The sequence below is a fragment of the Streptomyces sp. NPDC093221 genome, from assembly GCF_044753885.1.
GTDB lineage: Bacteria > Actinomycetota > Actinomycetes > Streptomycetales > Streptomycetaceae > Actinacidiphila.
The window spans coordinates 598,144-623,752 of sequence record NZ_JBIVOA010000005.1; the positions used below are offsets into that span (position 1 = coordinate 598,144).

At 70.6% G+C, this 25,609-nt stretch carries 21 protein-coding genes and 1 pseudogene; 21 read left to right on the plus strand and 1 reads right to left on the minus strand.

Annotated elements, in window-relative coordinates; all coding sequences use genetic code 11:
- The first annotated feature begins 96 nt into the window (after positions 1–96).
- The 5 genes from ACIQCJ_RS22945 to ACIQCJ_RS22965 are packed head-to-tail and all read left to right on the plus strand — an operon-like array spanning position 97 to position 4,591.
- A complete protein-coding gene (locus tag ACIQCJ_RS22945; protein ID WP_402712343.1) occupies positions 97–753 on the plus strand; it encodes a hypothetical protein in 657 nt (218 codons plus the stop codon).
- A gap of 20 nt (positions 754–773) precedes the next feature.
- Entirely contained in the window at positions 774–1,805 is a 1,032-nt protein-coding gene (locus ACIQCJ_RS22950) for a hypothetical protein (RefSeq protein WP_402712344.1), read from the plus strand.
- A gap of 27 nt (positions 1,806–1,832) precedes the next feature.
- Positions 1,833–2,123, plus strand: a complete 291-nt coding sequence (locus ACIQCJ_RS22955) for a hypothetical protein (protein ID WP_402712345.1) — start codon at positions 1,833–1,835, stop codon at positions 2,121–2,123.
- A gap of 15 nt (positions 2,124–2,138) precedes the next feature.
- A complete protein-coding gene (locus ACIQCJ_RS22960; RefSeq protein ID WP_402712346.1) occupies positions 2,139–4,076 on the plus strand; it encodes an alpha/beta hydrolase in 1,938 nt (645 codons plus the stop codon).
- Positions 4,077–4,087: 11 nt separating this feature from the next.
- Complete coding sequence (locus ACIQCJ_RS22965; protein WP_401715556.1) at positions 4,088–4,591, plus strand: hypothetical protein; 504 nt, start codon at positions 4,088–4,090, stop codon at positions 4,589–4,591.
- 192 nt (positions 4,592–4,783) lie between these two features.
- Here ACIQCJ_RS22965 and ACIQCJ_RS22970 read toward each other — a convergent pair whose 3' ends face one another.
- Positions 4,784–5,320, minus strand: a complete 537-nt coding sequence (locus tag ACIQCJ_RS22970; protein WP_075016193.1) for an HNH endonuclease — start codon at positions 5,318–5,320, stop codon at positions 4,784–4,786.
- Between the two features lie 232 nt (positions 5,321–5,552).
- On the opposite strand from ACIQCJ_RS22970, the gene ACIQCJ_RS22975 reads away from it, so the two are divergent.
- The 16 genes and pseudogenes from ACIQCJ_RS22975 (at position 5,553) to ACIQCJ_RS23050 (ending at position 25,608) form a co-directional block, all read left to right on the plus strand.
- The gene (locus ACIQCJ_RS22975; protein ID WP_391046747.1) at positions 5,553–6,620 is read left to right on the plus strand and encodes a mechanosensitive ion channel domain-containing protein; all 1,068 of its coding nucleotides are present in this window, start codon (positions 5,553–5,555) and stop codon (positions 6,618–6,620) included.
- Positions 6,621–6,790: 170 nt separating this feature from the next.
- On the plus strand, positions 6,791–8,026 hold the full coding sequence (locus ACIQCJ_RS22980; RefSeq protein ID WP_355337173.1) for an ROK family transcriptional regulator: 1,236 nt from the start codon (positions 6,791–6,793) through the stop codon (positions 8,024–8,026).
- A gap of 263 nt (positions 8,027–8,289) precedes the next feature.
- Positions 8,290–9,621 (plus strand): ABC transporter substrate-binding protein, encoded by a 1,332-nt coding sequence (locus ACIQCJ_RS22985; protein WP_402712347.1) that lies wholly within the window; start codon positions 8,290–8,292, stop codon positions 9,619–9,621.
- On the plus strand, positions 9,621–10,571 hold the full coding sequence (locus ACIQCJ_RS22990; protein ID WP_355337169.1) for a sugar ABC transporter permease: 951 nt from the start codon (positions 9,621–9,623) through the stop codon (positions 10,569–10,571). Before ACIQCJ_RS22985 ends, ACIQCJ_RS22990 begins: the two co-directional genes overlap by 1 nt.
- A gap of 2 nt (positions 10,572–10,573) precedes the next feature.
- On the plus strand, positions 10,574–11,488 hold the full coding sequence (locus tag ACIQCJ_RS22995) for an ABC transporter permease subunit (RefSeq protein WP_391160398.1): 915 nt from the start codon (positions 10,574–10,576) through the stop codon (positions 11,486–11,488).
- Complete coding sequence (locus ACIQCJ_RS23000) at positions 11,485–12,747, plus strand: 6-phospho-beta-glucosidase (RefSeq protein WP_402712348.1); 1,263 nt, start codon at positions 11,485–11,487, stop codon at positions 12,745–12,747. The genes ACIQCJ_RS22995 and ACIQCJ_RS23000 overlap by 4 nt, the downstream gene beginning before the upstream one ends.
- Positions 12,744–13,766, plus strand: a complete 1,023-nt coding sequence (locus tag ACIQCJ_RS23005; protein ID WP_355337163.1) for a BadF/BadG/BcrA/BcrD ATPase family protein — start codon at positions 12,744–12,746, stop codon at positions 13,764–13,766. The genes ACIQCJ_RS23000 and ACIQCJ_RS23005 overlap by 4 nt, the downstream gene beginning before the upstream one ends.
- A 201-nt stretch (positions 13,767–13,967) precedes the next feature.
- The gene (locus ACIQCJ_RS23010) at positions 13,968–15,374 is read left to right on the plus strand and encodes a hypothetical protein (protein WP_402712349.1); all 1,407 of its coding nucleotides are present in this window, start codon (positions 13,968–13,970) and stop codon (positions 15,372–15,374) included.
- 107 nt (positions 15,375–15,481) lie between these two features.
- On the plus strand, positions 15,482–16,456 hold the full coding sequence (locus ACIQCJ_RS23015) for a glutamate ABC transporter substrate-binding protein (RefSeq protein WP_402712350.1): 975 nt from the start codon (positions 15,482–15,484) through the stop codon (positions 16,454–16,456).
- Positions 16,457–16,513: 57 nt separating this feature from the next.
- On the plus strand, positions 16,514–17,809 hold the full coding sequence (locus ACIQCJ_RS23020; protein ID WP_355337161.1) for a hypothetical protein: 1,296 nt from the start codon (positions 16,514–16,516) through the stop codon (positions 17,807–17,809).
- A 139-nt stretch (positions 17,810–17,948) separates the two neighbouring features.
- Positions 17,949–20,564, plus strand: a complete 2,616-nt coding sequence (locus ACIQCJ_RS23025) for a tetratricopeptide repeat protein (RefSeq protein WP_402712351.1) — start codon at positions 17,949–17,951, stop codon at positions 20,562–20,564.
- A gap of 14 nt (positions 20,565–20,578) precedes the next feature.
- Positions 20,579–20,671, plus strand: a pseudogene (locus ACIQCJ_RS23030) (zinc ribbon domain-containing protein); the annotation flags it as partial.
- A gap of 414 nt (positions 20,672–21,085) precedes the next feature.
- Entirely contained in the window at positions 21,086–22,276 is a 1,191-nt protein-coding gene (locus ACIQCJ_RS23035; RefSeq protein WP_402712374.1) for a PP2C family protein-serine/threonine phosphatase, read from the plus strand.
- Between the two features lie 14 nt (positions 22,277–22,290).
- On the plus strand, positions 22,291–23,637 hold the full coding sequence (locus ACIQCJ_RS23040) for a VWA domain-containing protein (protein ID WP_355337155.1): 1,347 nt from the start codon (positions 22,291–22,293) through the stop codon (positions 23,635–23,637).
- Positions 23,638–23,743: 106 nt separating this feature from the next.
- Positions 23,744–24,895, plus strand: coding sequence for an FHA domain-containing protein (locus ACIQCJ_RS23045; protein WP_355337153.1), 1,152 nt, complete (start codon positions 23,744–23,746; stop codon positions 24,893–24,895).
- Positions 24,865–25,608, plus strand: a complete 744-nt coding sequence (locus ACIQCJ_RS23050; protein ID WP_355337151.1) for an N-acyl homoserine lactonase family protein — start codon at positions 24,865–24,867, stop codon at positions 25,606–25,608. The genes ACIQCJ_RS23045 and ACIQCJ_RS23050 overlap by 31 nt, the downstream gene beginning before the upstream one ends.
- Position 25,609: the final 1 nt, after the last annotated feature.

Below are 25,609 nucleotides of genomic sequence, written 5' to 3' on the forward strand. Positions count from 1 at the left end.
ACCTCACGAGCAACGCATAGTGTGAGGAGCCACTAACACATCGCTAGTGGCGTCACGCCTCACGACGACGCCGTTGCCACACAGGGGGACTCGTCCGTGACACGAAGTTCGGTGCCGGCTGCCGCGCTGACCACCACCGCACTTATCCTGCTCACCGCATGCGGCGGAAGCGACGGGGACAAGGGGTCGGACAAGATCGCCTCGACACCGCCGGCCAGGGCCACGACGAGCGCGAGCGCGTCGCCTTCGGCGAGTGCGACGGCTACCGTCCAGCGCCCGGTGATCAGCTTTCCGCCAGGTTCCAAAACGGTGTACGCGGACCAGCACACGGGAGACCCGGAGAAGGACGCGGTTCTCGCTGACGAATCGCATGCGGTCGACTCGGCATACGCAGCCATCCTGGAGGGCAAGGCCCGTACACCGGCCATGGAGTTCTACAACTCCGGCACGGCGCTGCGGGACGCCATCGACTTCGTCCAGGGTTGGCTGGACAAGGGCGACACCTGGGTCGGCACTGTCCGGTACTTCGACCGCAAGGTTACTTTGCGGAGTGACGGATCCGCGGTGGTTATTTACTGCTCCGACGAGACCAAGGCGTTCGTCAAGTCAACCAAGACGGGCAAGGTCGGCCAGGACAGCGCCTCAGCGGATGACTACGTGCTCTACAACGAGCGGTTGCTCAAGAGCGGTCAGGGCGTGTGGATTCTCAACAGCGTGACGCCGAAACGGGGGGCGAGTGAATGCCAGCCGTAAGCTCCCCTACCAGGGCCCTTATGGCTCTGGCCGCAGCCATGACGCTGCTGACGGTCACGCCCGGTATTGCCCATGCCGGGATCGGCGGGCCTGGTACCAAGGGGCGAGCCAAGCCACCTGCTCGCCCCAAGTCCGAGGGGACCGCTGACGGCGGAAAGATCTCAGCCCTCGCCGGCGTCCAGTTCGACCTCTCCAAGAACGGCACTGGTCCCAAAACAGGCGCCGTCACCCCTGTCTCCAACTGGACACCACCCGCGTGCTGGTACGCCCCCAAGTACGACTCCGAAGGCGCAGCTCGGGACTTCCTGGGGTATGACCGCAGCCCGAACCACACCGGCATGGAAGACGCTCAGTGGGTCAGGGACCGGTACGTCAACGGGCACCCGTACACCAATTTCAACCTGGCCAAACAGGGCAAGGGCTACTGGTGGGGCACATTCTTCGACGAGAACCAACTCACCGATCCCGCCGCCGACGATTGCACCAAACCGCCGTTCTGGGTCGACACGGGTGCCGCTCCACCGCCGGTCAAGAACGCCGTCACGCCGGAGATCCTCGCACAGCTCGCCTATGCCCAGATCCTCATCCCGCAAGGCAAAGCGAACCTCAACCCGGACGGCACCCTCATCGTGAACGTGGCCACATGGGTGTGGATGGACCACACGACATTCCACCCGGTGTCCGTACGGGCCTACGTCTCGGTCCTCGGCATCGAGGCGACGACGACGGCTACCCCCATCGGTCTGCACATCGATCCCGGCACCGATGACGCCACCCTCATTCCGGCCTCGGGGGAATGCCCCATCGACGCCCACGGCAACGTCGGAACCCCGTACCCCAAGGGAGCAGACAGCGACAATCCGCCGTGCGGGGTCACCTACCATCGCTCCACCCAGAACCAAGGCCCCTACCCGCTCAAGGCCACGGTCACGTGGAAGATCAGCTGGACCGGCACCGGCCAGCCCACGCCCGTAGCTCTGCCGGACGGAACTTTCGGAACTCCGCAGGACGCTTTCGTACGCGAATACCAAACGGTAGTTGTGAACCGCTGAACGCATCGGCACTCGGGGGGAATCACCATGACGGATCTCGCCGTCAACGAAGCGGACATGCAGTCGCTGAGCGCCGCTCTTGGGACAGCGCTTCTCGAACTGACAGCACTCCAGCAATCCTTGCACCACATGAATCTGGATCCGGTGGGAGCGCCGCCGCTGCTGGATGAGCAGACGATCTACACCCGTACGCGATACGACGACGTCACCGATCTTGGCAAGAACCTCAACGACAGGATCGATGACGTCGAGCGGGTCGGACCCACCCTCCAACGCACCGACCACCAACTGTCGGACAACGCGCCGCAGACGCGGTGAAGGAGGGAGACAACCGTGGGGCTCTCTCGTTATCCGACACTTGGGTTCGACCCGACTCCTGGCGACCCCGAAGGCGTCACCACGCTCGCGGGCGAATGGCAAGACGCAGCATTCCTCATGATCAAGATAGCCATGAAGCTGGACAGCACTGAGGGTGCGCAAGCCCGGTGGCGGGGCAAGGCAGCGGACGCCTTTCGGTCCAAGCTTTCGGCTCAGCGCGTCATGATCGGGAAACTCCGGGCCTCGTACGAGGACAATGCGGCACTGCTGACGGGGTGGGCGGGCCAACTCACCGAGTTTCAGCGGGAGGCCGCCGCGCTGGAGCTTCGGGCCGCAGGGCTCGACGAAAAGCGCCGGTGTCAAATCATCGGCCCGCAGAACATCCCTGTGCCGATGCTACAGGCCAGCCCCGCTCCGCCCGGACAGACCCCGACGCCATCGATACCGCCTGAGCAACTACAGGAAGAGATATCCGGAGTTCATCATCAGGCGGAGCAGTTGCACGAGCGATATCTCGATGCTGCTCGCGCCCTTGCTCGGACGGTGGAAAATCTGCTGCCCTTGCCGACAGGGAACAGGGGCTGGTACGGGCAGGACATCGACGCCGCGCAGGAGTCCATGCTCGTCCAGCAGGAGGCGACACGTAAGGGTGGCCCGGTCCCCGTCGATCCCGCGCTGCGGGCGATTTGGTGGAACAGCCTCACCCCGGACGAGCAGGCCGTAGCGGCCCGCGAATACGCCAACGCCCCAGCCGCCGACGTCTACTCGACCCAGGGCCTGCCTGCCGGCGCGGCCGACAGGCTGAACCGGCTGAGGCTTCAGGCAGAGGTGCGGAAGCCGGGCTGCCCGCAGCGGCTGAAAGATCTGTGGGATCGGCTGACCAATAAGCATAGATACGACTTCCAGGACGACGTCTTCCTGTTGGGCTTCGACGACGTGGGCAACGGTCACGTGGCTGTATCGTTCGGCAACCCTGACACTTCGTCCAACACCGCCGTCTACGTGCCCGGAACGGGTTCTTCCCTGGACAAGGCCAACGGAGATCTGAACCGGGCGCAGACGCTGTACGCGTCGGCGAACAGCCAGAATCCCCACTCGACCGCGTCGGTCTACTGGCTCGGCTACGACGCACCCGGCTGGGACGTTCCCGGTCCGGCGTCGCAGAGCTTCGCCGACGCGGGTGCCCCGAAACTGGCCGCGTTCGTCAATTCCCTCGGGGCGAACCACCGTGGCGCGGGCCATCTCACGGTGATCGGGCACAGTTACGGTTCCACGCTCGTCGGTGACGCCTTCGCGCACGCCGGAATGAAGGCCGACGACGTGATCTTCGTCGGATCGCCGGGCGTCACCGTGGACAGTGCATCGCAGTTGGGCCTCGATCCCAGCCACGTGTGGGCGAGCAAGGCGAAGTTCGACCCCGTACCCGAGATCTCGGCACCGCTGAATCCGTTGAAATGGACCGACGACCACAGTGTCAGATACGGCAACGACCCGACATCCACGGCGTTCGGCGGCCGGACCTTCGACGCCGGTGACGGCACCCGCGTCGGGCACGCGCACAGCGAATACTGGGACCCAGGTCCGTCCCTGGACAACATGACGCGTATTGTGACCGGCCAGCCCGACAGGGTCACGGCAATGCCGACCGAGCACAAGGTCGGCGTCCTCCCGAACCTCGCGGACCTGCCGGTACCTGTCATCGCTGCTCCGGAGTTCGGCGGAGCGGCCCTCCAGAACCTCGGCCACCACGTGGGAGGCTACTGGGGCAAGCCGATGGAGGACGCCGGCGACGCCCTGCACGAATTCGGGCAAGCCGAGAACAACGTGGTCAACATCGGCGGTGACCTCCTGACCGGCGACCTCCACGGCGCGGGCACCGATGCCAAGGACCTCGGCAGCGACCTGAAGGACAGCGGCAAGAACGCCATCAAAACCGTGACCGACTTCTTCTAGCGGTGGGAAGCATGAGCAAGAGCGAGCGAATGGCGAAAAGCGCTGCGGTCGGCACCCTCATGGTGCTGGCGGCAACTGGGTGCGGAGGTGCGATGAACAACGGCAACGTCTCGCCCGACTCGGTCGAGAAGAAGGCACACACGCTCACCCAACAGGCCCTCGACGCCCTCACCCCGGTCATCGGCTCCGCCGACACGTCGGTCGAGCACCAGGGCTGGAAGCAGTGCTCAACCGAAACACCGGGTAATCACCGCTTCGAATACACCTACATCCTGAAACTGGATGTCCTCGTACAGGACCCGGAGGCTGCCCTGGCCGCCGCCAAAGCCCATTTCGCGAAGGAGGGCTACCTTCCCGGCCCACCGCAGACGGACCGGGTCAGCGCCAGTGAAGCGCATTCCACGTGGGGGGTGGCCGTAGGAGTGGACGATGACAAAAAGTCCATGTTCATCAGTGTCGACTCGGACTGCGTCTTCACCACCCACGACCCCCCGAAGACCGGCAGCTCGTCGTAGCAGGCTGCTCGCCGTCCGCAGACATCGAGGGCGGGAGGCCCGCATATATATGCGGGCACATGCACACGTCATCTCACTGAAGTTTACGCCATCAGTGGTAACGCGCCGTTCCCCGGAGGACGCTCCCGCACCCGCATCCGCGCGGATCGGGAGCGTCCTCCCGGGAATACCGGAAATAGCTGAGCCCGGATCTCAGGCTGATATGCCGTCGATCCGGGCCAGGGCGTCGTCCGCGCCGAACGGTTGCAGGTATGGCAACCAGCGCGGGTCCCTATGTCCGGTCCCGATGATCCGCCAGGCGAGCCCGGACGGCGGGGCGGGTTGATGGCGCAGCCGCCAGCCGAGTTCCGCCACGTGGCGGTCGGCCTTCACGTGATTGCAGCGTCTGCACGCGGCCACCACGTTCTCCCAGGCGTGCTGGCCGCCCCGGCTGCGCGGAATGACGTGGTCGACGCTGGTGGCGGCGGCTCCGCAATACGCGCACTTGCCGCCGTCGCGGGCGAACAGCGCCCTACGGGTCAGCGGCACGGTGCCCCGAAAGGGGACTCGCACGAATTTGGTGAGCTTCACGACACTGGGCGCGGGCAGCGCCTGTGTCTCACTGTGCAGATAGGCGCCGGATTCCTCGAGGCAGACGGCCTTGTTGTTGAGCACGAGGACAAGCGCACGGCGGAGCGGTACGACGCCGAGCGGCTCGTACGACGCGTTCAGGACCAGGACATGCGGCACGGATGCCTCCTTTAACGCCGGCGGCGCGTGGCTCGCGCCGGGACGATCTGGCCTAAGTCTCTCCGGAAGGCGGCCCATGGCGCCACCATGCCCGGGTAACGGACCGAGGGTGTTTTGCAGCACACCTGTGTTCATCCCCACGATCGTGGCCTGCCCCTCCTCCCGCACGGCAACGAGACGGCATCGGTCGTCCCGTTAGTGTGGAGGCTTGTTTCCCACCGGAGGTTCCGCAGTGCCCACCGCGACGTCCACCGCCGCCGCCGTACCGTCCCGCCTGTTCCCGCTCGCCGCCGGAGACCGTGATTCGTCGGTCTACCGGGCCGGCGGCTGGATACAGGAGAACTGGGCGAGCTGGCTGAGCGCGGGGCTGCGCATTTTGTTGATCGTCGCCATCGCGATCGTGCTGCGCTCGGTGGTGCGGCGGACGATCAGCAGACTCATCGACCGGATGAACCGGGGCGCGGAGGCCGCGGCCTCCACCGCGCTGGGCGGCCTGCTGGTCAACGCGGAGCGGCGCAAGCAGCGCAGCGAGGCGATCGGCTCGGTGCTGCGCAGTGTGGCGTCCTTCCTGATCCTGGGCACGGCCGCGCTGACCGTGCTGTCGGTGCTCAAGATCAATCTGGCGCCGCTGCTGGCCAGCGCCGGGGTCGCCGGGGTCGCGATCGGCTTCGGCGCGCGCAATCTGGTGACGGACTTCCTGTCCGGCGTCTTCATGATCCTGGAGGACCAGTACGGCGTCGGCGACGTGATCGACGCGGGGGTGGCCAGCGGCACCGTCATAGAGGTGGGCCTGCGGGTCACCAAGCTGCGCGGTGACAACGGCGAGATCTGGTACGTGCGCAACGGCGAGGTCAAGCGGATCGGCAACCTCAGCCAGGGCTGGGCGACGGCCGTGGTGGACGTGCAGGTCGGCGCGGGCGAGGACCTGGAGCGGGCGCGCCAGGTGATCGCGGCCACCGGCGAGGACATGGGCAAGGAGGACCCCTGGGACGAGATGCTGTGGGAGCCCGTACGGGTCCTCGGCCTGGAGTCGGTCGGCACGGACTTCGTGGTGATCCAGACGCACGCCAAGACGATGCCGGGGCGGGCCACCGATGTCGCCCGTGAGCTGCGCTGGCGGATCAAGCGGGCGTTCGACGAGGCGGGCATCGTGATCTCCGGCGGTACGCCGACGGTGGAGGTCACCGAGGCGACGGTGCCCGAGGGCGCGTCGGAGGTGGCCGAGATGCGGCGGCAGACCGCCGTGGAGGACGCGCGCCCCGCGGCGCCCGTGCCGCCGCCCGCCTCCGGCGAGCGCTGACCCCCGGCACCTGTCGCTTTGCCGAAGCCCCTGGCACCCTGATGGCGCCGGGGGCTTCGTTCATAACGACTTGGCCGTCCTGCCGTCGACCCCCCTTGACGCTCCGCCAATGGCGGGCCTACCTTTCGTTTTGCCAATAGGAAACTTTCCTAACAGTGAACTGAGGGAGGATGGCGCGCATGGCTGGCACCCCTGGAACGCCGCGCGTACTGCGCGCCATGAACGACCGCGCCGCACTCGACCTCCTGCTGGAGCACGGCACGCTCTCCCGTACCCGGATCGGCAAGCTGACCGGACTGTCCAAGCCCACCGCGTCGCAGCTGCTGGCGCGCCTGGAGGCGGCGGGGCTGGTCCAGGCCACCGGCACCACGGCGGGCCGCCCCGGCCCCAACGCCCAGCTCTACTCGGTCAATCCGGCCGCCGCGTACGTGGCGGGACTCGATGTCAACTCCGAGCGGATCAGGGCCGCGGTCGCCGACATCACCGGCCGTACCGTCGGCACCTTCAAGCTGCTCACCCCGCGCCGCCGCACCGCGGGCAACGCGGTGGAGCAGGTCGTGCAGGCCGTGGACGGCGCGGCCAAGGCCGCCGGGCTGAACCGTTCCGACCTGCACAGGATCGTCATAGGCACGCCCGGCGCCTTCGACCCCAGCACCGGACGGCTGCGCTACGCCAGCCACCTGCCCGGCTGGCACGCGCCCGCGCTGCTGGACGAGCTGGCCGCCGCGCTGCCGATGCCGCTGGAGTACGACAACGACGTCAACCTCGCCGCCGTCGCCGAACAGCGGATCGGCGCCGCCCGCGAGCACGACGACTTCGTGCTGCTGTGGAACGAGGAGGGCATCGGCGCCGCCATCGTCATCGGCGGCCGGCTGCACCGCGGCTGGACCGGCGGCGCGGGCGAGGTCGGCTTCCTGCCGGTGCCCGGCACCCCGCTGGTCCGCAACGTCACCAAGGCCAACAACGGCGGCTTCCAGGAACTCGCGGGCTGCAACGCCGTGTTGCGGCTGGCCAGGGAACTCGGCATCGACGTCCCGGCCGGCACCCAGCAGGACGCCGCCGCCGAACTGCTCGCCGAGGCCGCGCTGCGGCACACCGCGAGCGAGGAGACCGGCGCCGACAGCGGCCCGTACGGCGAACTGCTCGCCCGGTTCGCCACCGGCACCGCCATCGGTCTGGCCTCGCTGGTCGCCGTGCTCGACCCGGCGATGATCGTGCTGTCGGGCGATGTGACCGTGGCGGGCGGCGAACCGCTGCGCGCCCTGGTCCAGGCCGAACTCGCCGAACTGGCCGTACCCCGGCCGCATCTGGTGCTCGGCACGGTCCAGGACCACCCCGTACTGAGCGGGGCGCTGGAGAGCGCGCTCGCCACCACCCGCGACGAGGTGTTCGACACCTCGCGCTGACCCCGCCCCGACAACAGACCCCGCCACCCCGAACCGCCCGAGCCAGAGCCAGAACCGCCACAGCCAGAACCGCCACAGCCAGAACCACCAGAGCCCAGAACCCGCGTACCCCGCAGATCCAGCGGACCGGCGCACCCCGCCGCTCCGGTGGTCCCGCACACCCTCAGCACACCCTCAACAGGCCCTCAGCACACCCTCGACCAGTCCTTGAAAGCAGTACTTGAAAGGCCCGCAAGGCCCGAAGATCCCCCGGAGGAAGCGCAGTGTCCCGTCTGACGAAGGCAGCCGCCGCCGTAGCGGCCACCGCCGCGATATCGCTGCTCGCGAGCGCATGTACCGGCCAGAGTTCCGGCTCGGCCGACGACGACGCCAGCAAGGACGTCTCCATCACGTTCTGGCACGGCTGGACCGCGCCCAACGAGCTGAAGGCCATCAACGACAACGTCGCCCGGTTCGAGAAGGCCCACCCCAACATCCACGTCAAGGTGCAGGGCAACATCACCGACGACAAGATCAACCAGGCGCTGCGCGCGGGCGGTTCGAAGGCCCCCGACGTCGTCTCCTCCTTCACCACCGACAACGTCGGCCAGTTCTGCTCCTCCGGCTCGATGGCCGACCTCGGCCCGTTCCTGACGAAGTCGAAGATCGACCCGGCCGCCACCTTCCCCAAGCCGATGCTGGAGTACACCCAGTTCAACGGAACCCGCTGCACGCTGCCGCTGCTCGGTGACGCGTACGGGCTGTACTACAACAAGAAGGCGTTCGCCGCCGCCGGGATCAGCGCGCCGCCCAAGACCATGAGCGAGTTCAAGGCCGACGCGATCAAGCTGACGAAGTCCAAGGGCGACTCGTACAGCCAGCTCGGCTTCATGCCGAACTTCCACGGCTACGAGTCCACCACCACGCACCTGGCCGCGCAGTGGGGTGTGAAGTACTTCGACGCGAGCGGCAAGTCCCAGGTGGCCAAGGACCCCGGGTTCGCGAAGATGTTCGACTGGCAGCAGGACATGGTCAAGTCGCTGGGCGGCTTCGGCAAGCTGGAGAAGTACCGCAACACCTTCGGTGACGAATTCGGCGCGAAGAACCCGCTGCTGACCGGCCAGGTCGCGATGGGCATGGACGGCGAGTGGCGGCTGGGCATGGCCAAGGACGCCGGGATGAACGACCTCGGCGTGGCGCCCTTCCCGGTCCCCGACGACCAGGCGAGCACGTACGGCAAGGGCTACCTGTCCGGCACGATCATCGGCATCGCCAACACCAGCACGAAGAAGAACGCGGCCTGGGAGCTGGTGAAGTTCATGACCACCGACACCGACGCGGTCGTCTCCTTCGCCAACGCGATCCACAACGTGCCCTCCACGCTGGCCGCGCTGAAGTCGCCGAAGCTCGACGACGACCCCGGCTTCAGGACCTTCATCGACATCGCGCAGAACCCGAACAGCACCACCACCCCGCCGAGCATCAACGGCGGCGCGTACCAGCTCACGCTCCAGGACTTCGGTTACGCCTACGAGTCCGGCAAGTCCAAGGACCTTGAGCAGGGTCTCCAGGGTGTCGACGCGCAGGTCGACAAGGACATCGCGCAGGCCAAGTGATGACCGCCGCCCTCCATCCCCTGCTGAAGGCCAAGCGCCGCAAGTCGGCGCTGCGCACCCTGGCCTTCCTGTCCCCCTGGATCATCGGGTTCAGCGTCTTCTTCGTGTACCCGCTGGTCTCCACCGTCTACTTCTCGTTCATGAAGTACAACGGCATCAACGCGCCGACCTGGGTGGGCGGCAAGAACTGGTCGTACGTCTTCTCGGACTACCCGTTCTTCTGGCCCGCGCTGCGCAACACGCTGTGGCTGGTCGTCGTGATGGTGACGCTGCGGGTGCTGTTCGGACTCGGCATCGGCCTGCTCATCACGAAGATCAAGACGGGCGCGGGCTTCTTCCGTACGGCGTTCTACCTGCCGTACCTGGCCCCGCCGGTCGCCGCGACGATGGCGTTCGTCTTCCTGCTCAACCCCGGTACGGGACCGGTCAACCACCTGCTGGGCGACTTCGGTCTGCCCACCCCGGGCTGGTTCACCGATCCGCACTGGTCCAAGCCCGCGCTGACCATGCTGGCCGTGTGGGGCATCGGCGACCTGATGGTGATCTTCATGGCCGCGCTGCTCGACGTGCCCAAGGAGCAGTACGAGGCGGCGGAGCTGGACGGCGCGGGCCCCTGGCACCGCTTCCGGTTCGTGACGCTGCCGAACATCTCGCCGATCGTGATGTTCGCGGTGGTCACCGGTGTCATCCAGACCATGCAGTACTACACACAGCCGCTGGTCGCGGGGAAGGTCGCGAGCGGGGTGATCGGCAACTCCGGCCAGCAGGTGGAGCCCGGCTACCCCGACAAGTCGACCCTCACCCTGCCGCAACTGGTCTACGAACGCGGCTTCCAGCGCTTCGACTACGGCTCGGCGTGCGTCATCGCCCTCGTGCTGTTCGTGCTCTCGATGGCGTTCACGGCGCTGCTGCTGCGCCGCCGCAACGGCTTCCTGTCGGCGGAGGACTGATCATGACCCAAGCGACCATCGCGCCCGGCGGCGCCGTCCGCGACCCCGCCGCGGGCCGCGGCCCCGACCTCCGCGCCCGGCGCAAGGCGCGCCGCAAGGAGACCCTGCACTGGATCGCCGTGCACTCGCTCGGCATCGCGGCGGCGGCCTTCTTCGTGCTGCCCTTCGTCTTCGTCTTCCTCACCGCGGTGATGAGCGACAACCAGGCGCTCACCCGCGACCTGTGGCCCGACCACTGGCAGTGGTCCAACTTCCGCACGGTGTGGGACACCCCGGGCTTTCTGACCTGGTGGCGCAACACGCTGGTGTACGCGGTCGGCGGCACCGTGCTGACCGTGGTGTCGTCCCTGCCGGTGGCGTACGCGCTCGCCAAGTTCCGCTTCCGCGGCCGTAATCTGGTCATGGTCCTGGTGATCTCGACGATGATGCTGCCGCCGCAGGTGGTCATCATCCCGATGTACCTGTTCTGGACCAAGCAGTTGGGGATGGACGGCAGCCTGTGGCCGCTGATCATCCCGATGGCCTTCGGTGACGCGTTCACCATCTTCCTGCTGCGGCAGTTCCTGCTGACGATCCCCAAGGAGTACACCGAGGCCGCCAAGGTCGACGGCTGCGGTGAGCTGCGCACGCTGCTCACCGTCATCGTCCCGATGATCAGGCCGGCCCTGGCCGCGGTGGCGCTCTTCCAGTTCTTCTACTGCTGGAACGACTACTTCGGGCCGCAGATCTACGCCAGCTCCAACCCCGGGGCCTGGACGCTCAGCTACGGACTGGAGTCCTTCAAGGGCGCACACCACACCAACTGGAATCTGACCATGGCGGCCACCGTTCTCGTGATGGCCCCGGTGATCGTGGTCTTCTTCTTCGCGCAAAAGGCCTTCATCGAAGGCGTGACCCTGACGGGAGTCAAGGGATGAAACTGGCAGTCGTGGGCGGCGGGTCCACGTACACCCCCGAACTCATCGACGGATTCGCGCGGTTGCGCGACACTCTGCCGATCGAGGAACTGGTGCTGGTCGACCCGGCCGCGGACCGCCTGGAGTTGGTCGGCGGGCTCGCCCGGCGGATCTTCGCCAAGCAGGGCCATCCGGGCACCATCACCACCACCGCCGACCTGGAGTCGGGGGTGGCCGGCGCGGACGCCGTGCTGCTCCAGCTCAGGATCGGCGGGCAGGCCGCGCGCAACCAGGACGAGACGTGGCCGCTCGAATGCGGCTGCGTCGGCCAGGAGACCACCGGCGCGGGCGGTCTCGCCAAGGCGCTGCGCACGGTCCCGGTGGTCCTCGACATCGCCGAGCGGGTGCGCAGGGTCGCGCCGCAGGCGTGGATCATCGACTTCACCAACCCGGTCGGCATCGTGACCCGGGCGCTGCTCCAGGCCGGGCACAAGGCCGTCGGGCTGTGCAATGTGGCGATCGGCTTCCAGCGCAAATTCGCCAAGCTGCTGGACGTCTCGCCGGAGCAGGTGCACCTGGACCACGTCGGGCTCAACCACCTGACGTGGGAGCGCGGGGTGCGCCTGGGCGGGCCGCAGGGCGAGGACATGCTGCCCAAGCTGCTCGCGGAGCACGGCGACACGATCGCCGCCGACCTGCACCTGCCGCGCGAGATCGTGGACCGGCTCGGCGTCGTCCCCTCGTACTACCTGCGCTACTACTACGCGCACGACGAGGTGGTGCGCGAGCTGCGGACCACGCCGTCGCGGGCCTCCCAAGTGGCCGCGATGGAGAAGCAGTTGCTGGAGATGTACGGCGACCCGGCGCTGGACGAGAAGCCGGAACTGCTGGCCAAGCGCGGCGGCGCCTTCTACTCGGAGGCCGCGGTGGCGCTGGCGTCCTCGCTGCTGCGCAACACCGGCGACGTTCAGGTGGTGAACACGTACAACAACGGCACGCTGCCGTTCCTCGCCGACGACGCCGTCATCGAGGTGCCCGCGGTGGTCGACGGGAACGGCACGAAGCCGCTGCCGGTCGCGCCGCTCGACCCGCTGTACGCGGGCCTGATCGCCAATGTCACGGCGTACGAGGACCTGGCGCTCGAGGCCGCGCTGCGCGGCGGCCGGGACCGGGTGTTCAAGGCGCTGCTGTCGCACCCGCTGATCGGCCAGTACGAGTACGCCGAGGCGCTCACCGACAGTCTCGTCGCGCACAACCGGGAGCACTTGGCGTGGGCGTGAGCCGGGAACCGCTCGTCCCCGGTGGCGTCCTCGCCATCGACGCGGGCAACAGCAAGACCGACGTGGCGCTGGTCGCCGCCGACGGAACGGTGCTCGGCGCCGCCCGCGGCGGCGGCTTCCAGCCGCCGGTCGTCGGGGTCGGGGCAGCCGTCGACGCCCTCGCGCGCATCGTGGAGCGCGCGGCGGCCGACGCGGGCCTGCGGCGTGCCGCGGACGGTTCCGACAGCGCCGATACGGGGACACCTCTGGTGGAGCACACCTCGGCCTGTCTGGCCAACGCGGACCTGCCGGTCGAGGAGCAGCAGCTCGAAGCGGCGGTGCACGGGCGCGGCTGGGCGAGGTCGACACGCGTCGCCAACGACACCTTCGCGATCCTGCGGGCGGGCGTGGACGCGCCCCGCGGGGTGGCGGTGGTGTGCGGCGCGGGCATCAACTGCGTGGGCATGCTGCCGGACGGCAGGACGGCCCGTTTCCCGGCGATCGGCAAGATCTCCGGGGACTGGGGCGGCGGTTCGGGTCTCGCCGAGGAGGCCCTGTTCCACGCCGCCCGCGCCGAGGACGGCCGGGGCGGACCGACGGCGCTGGCGGCCACACTGCCCGCGCACTTCGGACTGCCCACGATGTACGCGCTGATCGAGGCGCTGCACCTGGAAACGATTCCGGCGGCCCGCAAGTACGAGCTGACGCCCGTGCTGTTCGCGACCTCCGACGCGGGGGACGCGGTAGCCCGCTCGATACTCGACCAGCAGGCCGACGAGATCGTGGCCCTGGCCACGGTGGCGCTGGCCAGACTCGACCTGCTGGACGAGGAGGCCGACGTGGTGCTGGGCGGCGGGGTCATGGCGGCCAGGAATCCGTATCTCATGGACGCCCTGACCGAACGGCTCACCGCCCGTGCCCCCAAGGCCCGGCCGCACGTCGTGACGGCGCCGCCGGTGCTCGGCGCGGCCCTGCTGGGTCTGGACCACCTGGCGGCCCCGCCGCGGTCCCACGCGGCACTGCGGGCCCACTACGCGTAACGCCTCACACCGCCCTGTTCGGTTCCCGGTCGCCCGGGAACCGAACAGGGCGTTGACGCGTGTGGGGGGTTAGGGGAGCAGGCAAGGCGGTCGTGCGGCAAGATCCACCGGTTGGCTAGGTGGATGCAGGTGGCTGCGGCCATACTGCTGGCTGAGAGCGTGACTTCCGCGGACGCGGTGGTCGGTCCCGGGGGAGGGTGAGTGACGCAGACGCCGACGATGGGCGGGGGTTCGAACGGGCTGAACCGGGCGGGGGTACCGGCGCAGCGCCGCCGGGCCTGGGTGGAACGTACGGATCAGCTCAAGGCCGCCGCCACCACGGAGCCGGGCCGGCTGCGGATCATCGGCGCCGTACTGGCCCTGCTGGTCGTGGCGTTCGGCGCCGTCACGGCCTGGCAGGTCAGCGACCGTACGACGGCCGCGGGCAGCGTGCTCCACCACAGCGGGCCGCTGAGCGCGGACGCGGCGGAGATCTACCGCAGCCTCGCCGACGCCGACGCGACGGTGGCGGGCGGCTTCCTCGTCGGCGGCCAGGAGCCGCGCTCGGTCACCGACCGCTACGACAAGGACATCGACACCGCGGCCGAGCTGATCACGCACGCCGCCGCGAACACGCAAGGGTCCGCGGAGGCGAGCGCGCAGATCTCCTCGCTCAACCAGCAGCTCCCGCGGTACACCAAGCTGGTTGCCACCGCTCAGGCCAACAACCGGCAGGGCCTGCCGCTGGGCGGCGCCTACCTGCGGTTCGCCAACGAGCAGATGCGCAAGCCCGGCGGGCTGCTCGACGCCTCCAAGAAGCTGTACGAGGCGGAGTCGGCGCGGCTGGACGACGACTACTCCGGCGCCAAGGCGCTGCCCTACGCCTCCTGGGCGCTGGGCATCGTGGCGCTCGGCGGCCTGGTGTGGGCGCAGCGCCGCCACTACCGGCGCACCAACCGGGTGTTCAACCACGGCATGCTCGCCGCGTCCGCCGCCTGCGCGGTGGTCCTGCTGTGGCTGGTGGTGGGACACACGGTGGCGCGTACGCAGCTCGACAACTCCGACGCGCACGGCGCGGAGTCGATGAAGGTGCTCAACAGCGCGCGGATCGCGGTGCTCCAGGCCCGCGGCGACGAGAATCTGACGCTGGTGGCCCGCGGTTCCGGCAGCGCGTACGACGCGACGTTCCAGAGCGGCATGGAGACGCTGGCGGGCAAGGACCCCAAGGGCGTGGGCGGTGAGCTGGCGAAGGCGCTGAAGCTGGCCGACAACACGGCGGGCCGCACCCCGGTCGATTCCGCGATCAAGGGTGTGCAGGCGTGGCGCGGCAGGCACGATGTGGCCAGGGCGAGTGACAACAACGGTGACTACGCCACGGCGGTCGCCGAGGTGATCGGCGGCAAGGACAGCAAGGGCAAGGCGGTCACGGAGACCACCGGGCAGTGCTTCGACGTGGTCGACGCCAGTCTGGAGAAGGCCGTCGCGCAGGAGCAGCACGAGTTCCAGCAGGCCGCGAGGAACGGCCACGGCGCGCTGTCGCTCCTGCCGTACGGCGCGGCGGTGCTCGCGGTGCTGGCGGCGGCGGGCGCGGTGTTCGGCATCGGGCGCCGCCTGTCGGAGTACCGGTGATGAGCGTGCGGAACGAACCCGGGGTGAGGCGGACTGTGGAAGCGATACGGCCAGGACGCGGCAGGCGGGCCAGGGCCAGGCTGCGCGGCTGGGGCGGAGTCGCGGGGATGGCCTCGGCGTGCGCGCTGGCGCTGAGCGCCGCGCTGCTGCTGCCGTCGGACACCGCTCCCGCCGCCGACGCGGGCAGGACCGCCCCGCGGGCGCCGGTGACGCACGCGCAGTACGCGGCCGACGACGCGTGCGAGAACTCCGCGACGGCCCTGGACCCGGCGACCGGCGCGGTCACCAGCCTCGACCCCGACGGCGGGACGCGGGACGGCGCGGCGGTGGAGCGGATCAGGCGGAACAAGCGGCTGATCGTCGGTGTCGACCAGAACAGCTATCTGTGGGGTTACCGCGACCCGGTCTCCGGTGAGATCACCGGCTTCGACATCGCCATCGTCAAGGCCATCGCGAAAAGCATCCTCGGCGAGAACGCGCAGGTGCAGTACCTGACGATACCGACCGACCAGCGCGTCCCGATGATCCTGACCCACAAGGTCGACATGGTGGTGCGCACGATGAGCATCACGTGTTCCCGGCTGACCGAGAAGGACAAGCAGATCGCCTTCTCCAGCGCCTACTTCATGGCGGGCCAGCAGCTTCTGGCACCCGAGGGCTCCCCCGTCACCGGCTTCGACGACTCGCTGAGCGGCAAGAAGGTCTGCACCGCGTCCGGTTCGACCGGTGCGACCAAGCTCCAGGCGGACCCGCACGGCGCGAAGATCATGCTGGTGCCGAACCAGCTCGACTGTCTGGTGCGGGTGCAACTCGGCCTCGCGGACGCGGTGTTCACCGACAACGCGCTCGCGGCCGGCCAGGCCGCGCAGGACCCGTCGATGCGGCTGGTCGGCAAACCGGTCACCACCGAGCCGTACGGTGTGGCGATGAACCTGGCGGACACCGACCTGATCCGGCAGGTCAACCAGGTGCTGGCGACGTACAGCGGCGGCGCCGACAGCGAGTGGATGCGGCAGTACCACCGCTGGCTCGGCCAGCACCTGTCCGGGATCACCGGCCCGCCGGAGGCCCACTACAAGTAACGGCGCGACGCAGTCGGGGGCACCAACAGCGCACACGGACAGCGGAAAGAGGGTGTGATGGCGGTCGCTGGACCCACCGGACCGGTCATGGGACGGGAAGAGGTCGACCGTGCCCTGGAGCGGCTCGGCACCGAGCACGAGGCGATCGAGTCCTCGCTGCTCGCCCTCCAGGACCACTCGGGCCGCCGTCTGCTGGAGGGCGCCGAGCTGACCGGGGTCACCAAGGAGCGCTGGGCGGAGACCGACGCGGCGATCACCCTGTTGTGGGCGCATTTCGAGGCGTACACCGAGGCGTTGGACAGCGCGCGTGAGCTGCGGGCCAAGCGCCGCTGGCCGACGCAGACCGAACTGGTCCGGCTGACCGAACTGCTGCGCGGCGAGGGCGTGACCGTCACCGGGGCCGCCACCCCGGACGCCGCCAGGTCGCTGACCGGCCCGGCGAAACTGACCGAGAAGTTCAGCCTGGAGCAGTTGCTCGCGCGGATGAACGGCTGGTACGACCAGGCCATGGAGACGGTGGCCGCCGCCGACTCCGTGTGGTCGGCGCTGCCCGCCAGGATCGACCTGCTGGCCGCCGAGACCCGGCGGGTCCAGTCGCTGGCGGACTCGGTGGGCGTACGGCCGGGCACGCACCCGGCGGGCGACGAACTGGCCGGTCTGATCGACGACTTGGGCGTGCTGCGCGCCCGTACCGTCTCCGACCCGCTCGCCTTCTGGCGGGCCGCGCCCTCGCCCGGCCGCCCCGACACCGAGCGGTACGAGCAGGCGGGCCGCCAACTGGAGCAGATCCGCCGCGAGGTGGAGGCGGTGCTGCACGTACGGGACGACGCCGAGCACCGGCTGCTGCGGCTGCGTGACGTGCTGTCGCGCGCCGACCGCACGCTGACCGAGGCGCGCAGCGCCCGGGTCGAGGTGCTGTCGAAGATCCTGGCGTCCGACGTGCCCGCGGTCAGCGGCCCGGCGGCGGCGCTGCACGAACAGCTCGCGTCCGCCGAGGCGTTCTGGCGCGGCTCGCAGTGGCACCGGCTGTCCCCGCTGCTGGACGGCCTGGAGGAGCGCGCGGACGAGGAGCTGCTGCGGGCCCGTGACTCGCTGACGGCGGTGACCGCGCCGCTGGCGGTCAGGGCGGAGCTGCGCGGCAGACTGGACGCGTACCGCGCGAAGGTGGCGCGGCTGGGGATGGCCGAGGACCCGCTGCTGATCGAGCGGTACGACCAGGCGCGCCGTCTGCTGTGGAGCGCGCCGTGCGACCTGGCCGCGGCCGAGCGGACCGTGCAGCGGTATCAGCAGGCGGTCGCGGAGGTCACCGTGCCGCGGACGTCGGGGCCGCAGGACAGCAGGGGGCCGGTATGACCGGGACCGCCGGAATGTCGTCGTCGGGCGGGACCGTTGCGTACAGGGCGCGCGTGGCGTACGCGCGACAGGGGAAAGGCTGAGGGGGAACACCGTGAGCAAGTGCCAACGGCCCGGTTGCGGCGGGACCTTGGAGGACATGGGAGGCGGCGAGCTGTACTGCGACACCTGCGGCCTCGCACCGCTGCCGGTGGCCGCGCAGGGCGGCGCGGGTCCGGTGGGCGCGGCGGGCTCGGTGCCCGGCGCGCGCGGCGCGGACTCGGGCCGCTCCGGCCGTTCGGTGTCCTCGCAGACCTCGTCGCACTCCTCCTCGCGGTCCTCCAAGTCGTCCTCCCGCGCCTCGCGCCGTTCGGTCTCCGGGCGGCTGTCGCGGTCGCTGAGCGGCACCGCCACCGGCCGTTCGGTGTCGGTGCGCAGCAGCCGCAGTTCCAGCAGCGGCTCCACCCGCGGCAAGCTCGGCGCGGGCCTGGTGTCGGTGCCGACGGTGCCGCGGCCGGACCCGGCCGCCGCGGTGCTGGAGAACCCCGAGGTGCCCGAGCGCAAGCGCTTTTGCAGCAAGGGCGACTGCGGCGCGCCCGTCGGCCGCAGCCGCGGCGACCGCCCCGGCCGTACCGAGGGCTACTGCAGCAAGTGCGGCCACCCGTACTCGTTCTCGCCCAAGCTGCGGCCCGGCGACATCGTGCACGGCCAGTACGACGTGGTGGGCTGCCTGGCACACGGCGGGCTCGGCTGGATCTACCTGGCGGTGGACCGGGCGGTGTCCGACCGCTGGGTGGTGCTCAAGGGCCTGCTCGACACCGGGGACGAGGACGCGCTGGCCGCGGCCGTCTCCGAGCGGCGCTTCCTCGCCGAGATCGAGCACCCCAACATCGTCCGGATCTACAACTTCGTCGAGCACCTCGACCAGCGCACCGGCACCCTCGACGGGTACATCGTGATGGCGTACGTCGGCGGCAAGTCGATGAAGGAGATCGCCAACGAGCGGCGTACGCCGGACGGCAGGCGCGAGCCGCTGCCGGTCGCGCAGGCCATCGCGTACGCCATCGAGGCGCTGGACGCGCTGGGGCACCTGCACAGCCGCAATCTGCTCTACTGCGACTTCAAGGTCGACAACGCCATCCAGACCGAGGACCGCCTCGAACTCATCGACATGGGCGCCGTGCGGCGGATGGACGACACCGAGTCGGCGATATACGGCACGGTCGGCTACCAGGCGCCCGAGGTCGCCGAGGTCGGCCCCTCGGTCGCCTCCGACCTGTACACGGTGGCGCGGACGCTCGCGGTGCTGACCTTCGACTTCCAGGGCTACACGAACGTCTTCGTGGACAGCCTGCCCGACCCGGGCAACATCGAGGTCTTCTCCCGCTACGAGTCCTTCTACCGGCTGCTGGTCCGCGCGACCGACCCGGACCCGGACAAGCGGTTCTCCTCCGCCGAGGAGATGTCCGACCAGCTCCTGGGCGTGCTGCGCGAGGTCGTCGCCCTGGAGACCGGCCGCCCGCGGCCCGCGCTGTCCACCCTCTTCGGCCCCGAACTGCGCGTGGTGGACACCGAGTTGGTACGGCCGGTGACCGGTGACACCTCGACCCTCGGCGCCGACCGCGCGCTGGAGAAGGCGTCGCGGCGCCGCGACCGGGTCGGCGGCAACGGGTCGGCGCCCGCGCTGCCCGCCGGAAGCATCCCGGCCCAGCCCGCGGGGCTGCCCGCGGTGCCCGGCCCCGGCGCGTACAGCCCGACCGTGATCGGCGCCCCGCTGCCCAACTGGGGCCCGCCGCCCGCCACCAGCCCCACCGTGTCGCGGCTGAACGCGGGCGCGGCCGTACTGGCGCTGCCCGTACCGCATGTCGACCCCGCCGACCCCAACGCGGGCTTCCTGGCCGGGCTTTCGGCCGCGGCCCCGGCCGAGCTGGTGGCGGCGCTGCACTCCGCGCCGCAGGACTCGGTGGAGAAGCGGCTGCGGGAGCTGCGGGCGCGGCTGGAGATGGCCGACCTCGACGGCGCCCAGCAGGTGATGGCGACGCTCGCCGACACCGAGGACGACGCCATCGACTGGCGGGTGGTGTGGCACCGCGGCCTGGCGGCGCTGTGCACGGGCGACCACGAGACGGCGGCGCTGAGCTTCGACGCGGTCTACGACGCGTTCCCCGGTGAGCCCGCGCCGAAGCTGGCACTGGGCATCTGCGCCGAGGTGCTGGGGCAGTTGGACAACGCGGCCGAGTACTACCGGCTGGTGTGGACGACCGACCAGAGCTATGTGAGCGCGGCCTTCGGTCTCGGCCGGGTGCTGCTGGCCTCCGGCGACCGGCAGGGCGCGGTACGCGTCCTGGAGTCGGTGCCCGAGTCGTCGATCCACTTCACCGCCGCGCGGGTGGCGGCGATCAGGGCCCGGCTGCGGGACAGATCGCCGCAGGAGCCGCTGCTGGCCGACCTCCAGGCGGCCGGGCTCCAGGTGGAGGAGCTGCAACGGCAGGGCCTGGACTCCGACCGGCGCGAGCAGCTCGCCACCGAGGTGCTGGGCAGCGCGCTGGACTGGGTGCTGGCGGGCCGTGTCGGGGACCTCCCGGCGGGCGCTCCGGGCGTACCGTCAACAGCCGGACCGCACAAGGCCGTTCTGGGCTCCGCCCTGAACGAGCGGGACCTGCGGTTCGGCCTGGAGCGCTCGTACCGGGTGCTGGCCAGGCTCGCCCAGCAGGGCAGTACGAGGATCGAACTGGTGGAACGCGCCAACCGCTTCCGCCCCCGGACGTGGGTGTAAACGAGATGCCGCCAATGCCCGAGTCGCCGCCTTCCACGACGACGCTGTGCCCCTCCTGTGCGGAGCCGCTGGACGCGGAGGACCGCTTCTGCGAACACTGCGGCGCGGACCTCAGCCTCAGCGTCTCCGGCGCGGACCCGTCAACGGCGGGGTCCGCCGCCTCGCCTTCCGGCGCGGAAGCGCCCGGCGCCGCGGGCGGTCCGGCGGGAGCCGCGCCCTCGCCCGCCGGCCTCGCGGGCACGGACGGCGACCGCCTCGGCTCCACGGCCGCCGCTGCCGGGCCCCCCGGTGAAGGGCCCGGCGCCGCTGGCGCTACGGCGGGCGCGAGCGCCGGACACCCGGCTGCCGGAACGGCGAGTACCCGATCGGCAGGCGCCGCGCCTTCCGCTGCTGCCGGAACGGCGGGTACCCGATCGGCAGGCGCCGCGCCTTCGGCTGGCGGAGCGGCGAGTGCCCGATCGGCAGGCGCCGCGCCTTCGGCTGCCGGAGCGGCGGGCACGGGCGGCGACCCGCACGGCGGCGTGCGCCCGCAGGCCGCAGGCGGCGGCCAGGAGGGTCAGCTCGGCGGCGGGCACGGCGGCACCGGGCAACCCGGCGGTGGAGCCGAAGGCGAAGGCCCCGCGACCGACGCGTTCCTGCTCGCTCCCCCGCAGGCCGCGGCGCAGCCGGGCGGCGGCGGCGACACGCTCGCGCTCGGGGTGCCGCTGGCCGGTGCGAAGGTGTCGGATCCGCGCGAGGAGGAACCGGCGGAGGAGAACGGCACGGTGTGCGTGGCGTGCGGCCTCGGCGGGGTCGACGCGGACGGGTACTGCGAGCACTGCGGGCACGCCCAGCCGCGCAAACGGGACCACCAGGAGCAGGAGTTGGAGGGCGTGGCCGCGGTGAGCGACCGCGGTCTGCGGCACCACCGCAACGAGGACGCCTTCGCCCTGTCCACGACCTCGCTGCCGGACGGCACCCCCGCGGTCGCCGCGGTGGTCTGCGACGGCGTGTCCACCGCGTACCGCCCGGACGACGCGTCGGCCGCCGCGTCGGTGGCGGGCAACGAGTCGCTGCTGGCCTCGCTGGAGCGCGGCGCCCCCGCCGAGGAGGCCATGCGCGGCGCGCTGATGGCGGCCTTCGACGCGGTGAGCGCGCTCGCCGAGGAGGAGACCCAGGACGGCGTCCCGCACCACAACGCACCGGCCTGCACCTGCGTCAGCGCCGTCGTCACCGGCCCGGTCTTCACCGTCGGCTGGATCGGCGACAGCCGCGCGTACTGGATCCCCGACGACCGCGACCGCCCGTCGGCCCGGCTCACCGAGGACGACTCGTGGGCGGCCAGGATGGTCTCCGCCGGTCTGATGACCGAGGCGGAGGCGTACGCGGACGACCGGGCGCACGCGATCACCGGCTGGCTCGGCGCGGACGCCGTCGAGGTCGACCCGCATGTGGCGGCCTTCCAGCCGGAGAGCCCCGGCGTCATCGTGGTGTGCACCGACGGGCTGTGGAACTACGCGGAGTCGGCCGCCGAGATGGCCGAGGTCGTACCGCCGGACGCCAGGACCCGCCCGCTGCACAGCGCGCGGACGCTGGTCGGGGTGGCGCTGGACGGCGGCGGCCACGACAACGTAACGGTCGCGGTGCTGCCGTTCCCGGCCGCCGTGTCGCGGGCAGGATTCCCACCCGCCCAGGTCACGGAGGGCCTGGGCGGGGCTGTGAACGGGCTTTAAGGAGCGCAGTACCGATGGCCAAATTCTCGAAGTCGAACGTGCCGCAGTTCTCGGTCGACATCTATCAGAACGAGTTCCTTCCCGAGGGCGGCCGCGAGGTCAACGCCATCGTCACCGTGACGTCGACCGGCGGCGGCACCTCGGGCGGGCAGCCGCTGCCGGGTCCGGCGTCCGCCGCCGGGGGCGCGGCGCCCAGCGCGGGCGTGGTCATCATGGTCGACTGCTCGGGCTCGATGGAGTATCCGCCGACGAAGATGCGCAACGCCCGTGACGCCACGGCCGTCGCGATCGACACCATCCGCGACGGCGTCGCCTTCGCGGTGGTCGGCGGCACCCACCAGGCGCGCGAGGTCTACCCGGCCAACGGCACGCTGGCGGTGGCCGATCCGACCACCCGCGCGCAGGCCAAGCAGGCGCTGCGCAAGCTGACGGCGGGCGGCGGCACCGCGATCGGCACCTGGCTGCGGCTGGCCGACCGGCTGCTGGCCAGCACCGACGTGGCCATACGGCACGGCATCCTGCTCACCGACGGCCGCAACGAGCACGAGAAGCCGGAGGACCTTCAGGCCACCCTCGACGCGTGCACGGGCCGTTTCACCTGTGACGCGCGCGGTGTCGGCACCGACTGGGAGGTCAAGGAGCTGACCGGGATCGCCTCGGCGATGCTCGGCTCGGTCGACATCGTCGCCGATCCGGCCGGACTCGCCGCGGACTTCCAGGCGATGATGGAGAACGCGATGGGCAAGGAGGTCGCGGACGTCAGCCTGCGGCTGTGGACCCCGCAGGGCTCCGAGATCGCGTTCGTGAAGCAGGTCGCGCCGACCGTGGAGGACCTGAGCGCGCGGCGCACCGAGGCCGGTCCGCGCGCGGGCGACTACCCGACCGGGTCGTGGGGCGACGAGTCCCGTGACTACCACGTGTGCGTGCGGGTGCCGGTGGCCGGAGTCGGCCAGGAGATGCTGGCGGCGCGGCTGTCGCTGGTGCTGCCGCAGCCGGACGGCACCGTCGAGGTGCTGTCGCAGGGCCTGGTCCGCGCGGTGTGGACGGACGACATGGCCGCCTCCACCCGGATCAACCCGCAGGTCGCCCACTACACCGGGCAGGCGGAGCTGGCGCAGGTCATCCAGCAGGGTCTGGAGGCCCGCAAGTCCGGTGACATGGACGGCGCGACGGCGAAGCTGGGCCGCGCGGTGCAGCTCGCGAGCGCGTCGGGCAACGAGGACACCGCGAAGCTGCTGTCGAAGGTCGTGGACGTGGTCGACGCGGCGAGCGGTACGGTGCGGCTGAAGGCCAGGGTCGCCGACGCGGACGAGATGACCCTGGAGACCCGGTCGACGAAGACCGTGCGTGTGAAGAAGTGACCCGTGCGGTCGCGACATGTGACGACGTAACGTGTGAGGACGTAACCGTCAGCAGCTCGCACGGATTGTGACCCCGCCCCCGGCGGGCGGAGGGGGAGCCAGCACCATGCCGACTTGTCCGAACGGCCATCAGTCCGGGACCGACGACTGGTGCGAGGTCTGCGGGATGCGGATCGCCGTGCCGTCGTCCTCGTACGGGACCCGGCCGCCGTCCTCGTCGGCGTCCGCGTCCGCGTCGGCGTCCAGTTCGCCGGTGTCGACCTCGCCGGGGGCGTCGTCGCGCGGCTACGAGCCGGACGGGCCGGCGGCGCCGGAGGTGTGCCCGCAGTGCGGGACGCCGCGGGAGGGGATGGCGCTGTTCTGCGAGGAGTGCCGTTTCAACTTCCAGACGCACACCTCCACCACCTTCGTCGCGCCGCCCGCCCCGCCCGTTCCGCCGCCGACGGCGTCCGGTTTCCCGCCGTATCCGGACTACGGCTCGCAGCGGTCCCGCCCCTCGCAGGTGAACCGGCCGGCGGAGCCGCTGCCGTCGCAGTCGGTGACGTCGGGTTCCGGGGACTTCCTGCTGGACCCGCCGTCCTCGCAGGTGAAGGCGGTGGGGACGGGTCCGGCTCCGGTGGCGGAGCCGGAGGTCTCCGCCGAGCAGCCGCCCGCCGCGCGGCCGACGCCCACCGAGGCGTCGGCGGCTCCGCCCGCGTCCGCCACGCGCCGCCCGATCGAGGGCGGCGGCCCCGAGCACGCGCCGTCCTCGCCGGCGGCGCCTCCGTTCCAGAACCCGTATCTGTCCGGTGAGCAGTCCGGGCCCTCGGTCTCCCCCGGGTCCGGCCACGAGCCGCCCGCGGCGTCCGCCGGTACGGCGTGGGTCGCGGTGATCGGCGCGGACCGGGAGTACTTCACCGCGATGATGGCCCGCAGCGGCCCGGACGCGGAGGGCCTGTACTTCCCCGCGTTCTCGCCGGAGATCCAACTGCCCCTGATCGGCAACCAGATCACCATCGGACGGCGCCGCCAGAGCACCGGTGAGGCCCCCGACATCGACCTGTCCCGCTCCCCCGAGGACCCGGGCGTCTCCCACCAGCACGCGGTGCTGGTCCAGCAGCCGGACGGCTCCTGGGCGGTGGTCGACCAGGACTCCACCAACGGCACCACGGTCAACCTGGGCGAGGACGCGATCCGCCCGTACACCCCGATCCCGCTCTTCGAGGGCGACCGGGTCCACGTGGGGGCGTGGACGACGATCACACTCCGCCGGGCGTGACGCGGGTGTCCGGTACGGGGGCGGCCCTGCGCCGCCTCGACCTGGGCCGGTTCGTCCGGCCGGGCTCCGAGACCGCCGACGGGAAGCCGCGGGTGGAGCCCGCGCTCGGCTATCTGGTCGAGCACGACGGCGAACTCCTGCTCTTCGACACCGGGATCGGCACCGCGGACCCCGAGACGGACGCGCACTACCGCCCGTACCGCCGTCCGCTGCCCGACGCGCTCGCCGCGGCGGGGGTGACGACCGCGGACATCGCGCTGGTGGTCAACTGCCATCTGCACTTCGACCACATCGGCGGCAATCCGCTCTTCCCCGGCACTCCGGTGCTGGTGCAGGACGCCGAGCTGGCGGTGGCGCGCGGCGGCGGCCACACGCCCGAGCATCTGGTCGGCTTCCCCGGCGCCCGCTACGAGGAGCTGACCGGTGAAGTGGAGATCCGTCCGGGGCTGTGGATTCTGCCGACGCCTGGTCACACCGTCGGTCACCAGTCGCTGGTGATCCGCAGGCCGGACGGGACGGTGATCCTGGCCGGTCAGACGCACACCTCGGCGTCCGACTTCGCCGCCGCGCAGGGCGCGGTCCTGGCCGCCGCCGACGGTGCGGGTGCGCCGCTGCCCGAGCCCGACCCGTGGGTGGAGCGGCTGCTGGCGTACGACCCGCGGCGGATTCTGTTCGCGCACGACGCGGCGGTCTGGGAGCCGCTGTCCGGCTGAG

Bases quoted from the DNA above. Each gene is read 5' to 3' on its own strand.
- ACIQCJ_RS23040 (WP_355337155.1), top strand. From the start codon at position 22,291: ATGGCCAAATTCTCGAAGTCGAACGTGCCGCAGTTCTCGGTCGACATC.
- ACIQCJ_RS22980 (WP_355337173.1), top strand. From the start codon at position 6,791: ATGGCGCGCATGGCTGGCACCCCTGGAACGCCGCGCGTACTGCGCGCC.
- ACIQCJ_RS23025 (WP_402712351.1), top strand. From the start codon at position 17,949: ATGGGAGGCGGCGAGCTGTACTGCGACACCTGCGGCCTCGCACCGCTG.
- ACIQCJ_RS22990 (WP_355337169.1), top strand. From the start codon at position 9,621: ATGACCGCCGCCCTCCATCCCCTGCTGAAGGCCAAGCGCCGCAAGTCG.
- ACIQCJ_RS22950 (WP_402712344.1), top strand. From the start codon at position 774: ATGGCTCTGGCCGCAGCCATGACGCTGCTGACGGTCACGCCCGGTATT.
- ACIQCJ_RS23000 (WP_402712348.1), top strand. From the start codon at position 11,485: ATGAAACTGGCAGTCGTGGGCGGCGGGTCCACGTACACCCCCGAACTC.
- ACIQCJ_RS23045 (WP_355337153.1), top strand. From the start codon at position 23,744: ATGCCGACTTGTCCGAACGGCCATCAGTCCGGGACCGACGACTGGTGC.
- ACIQCJ_RS23015 (WP_402712350.1), top strand. From the start codon at position 15,482: ATGGCCTCGGCGTGCGCGCTGGCGCTGAGCGCCGCGCTGCTGCTGCCG.
- ACIQCJ_RS22995 (WP_391160398.1), top strand. From the start codon at position 10,574: ATGACCCAAGCGACCATCGCGCCCGGCGGCGCCGTCCGCGACCCCGCC.
- ACIQCJ_RS22965 (WP_401715556.1), top strand. From the start codon at position 4,088: ATGAGCAAGAGCGAGCGAATGGCGAAAAGCGCTGCGGTCGGCACCCTC.
- ACIQCJ_RS22955 (WP_402712345.1), top strand. From the start codon at position 1,833: ATGACGGATCTCGCCGTCAACGAAGCGGACATGCAGTCGCTGAGCGCC.
- ACIQCJ_RS23020 (WP_355337161.1), top strand. From the start codon at position 16,514: ATGGCGGTCGCTGGACCCACCGGACCGGTCATGGGACGGGAAGAGGTC.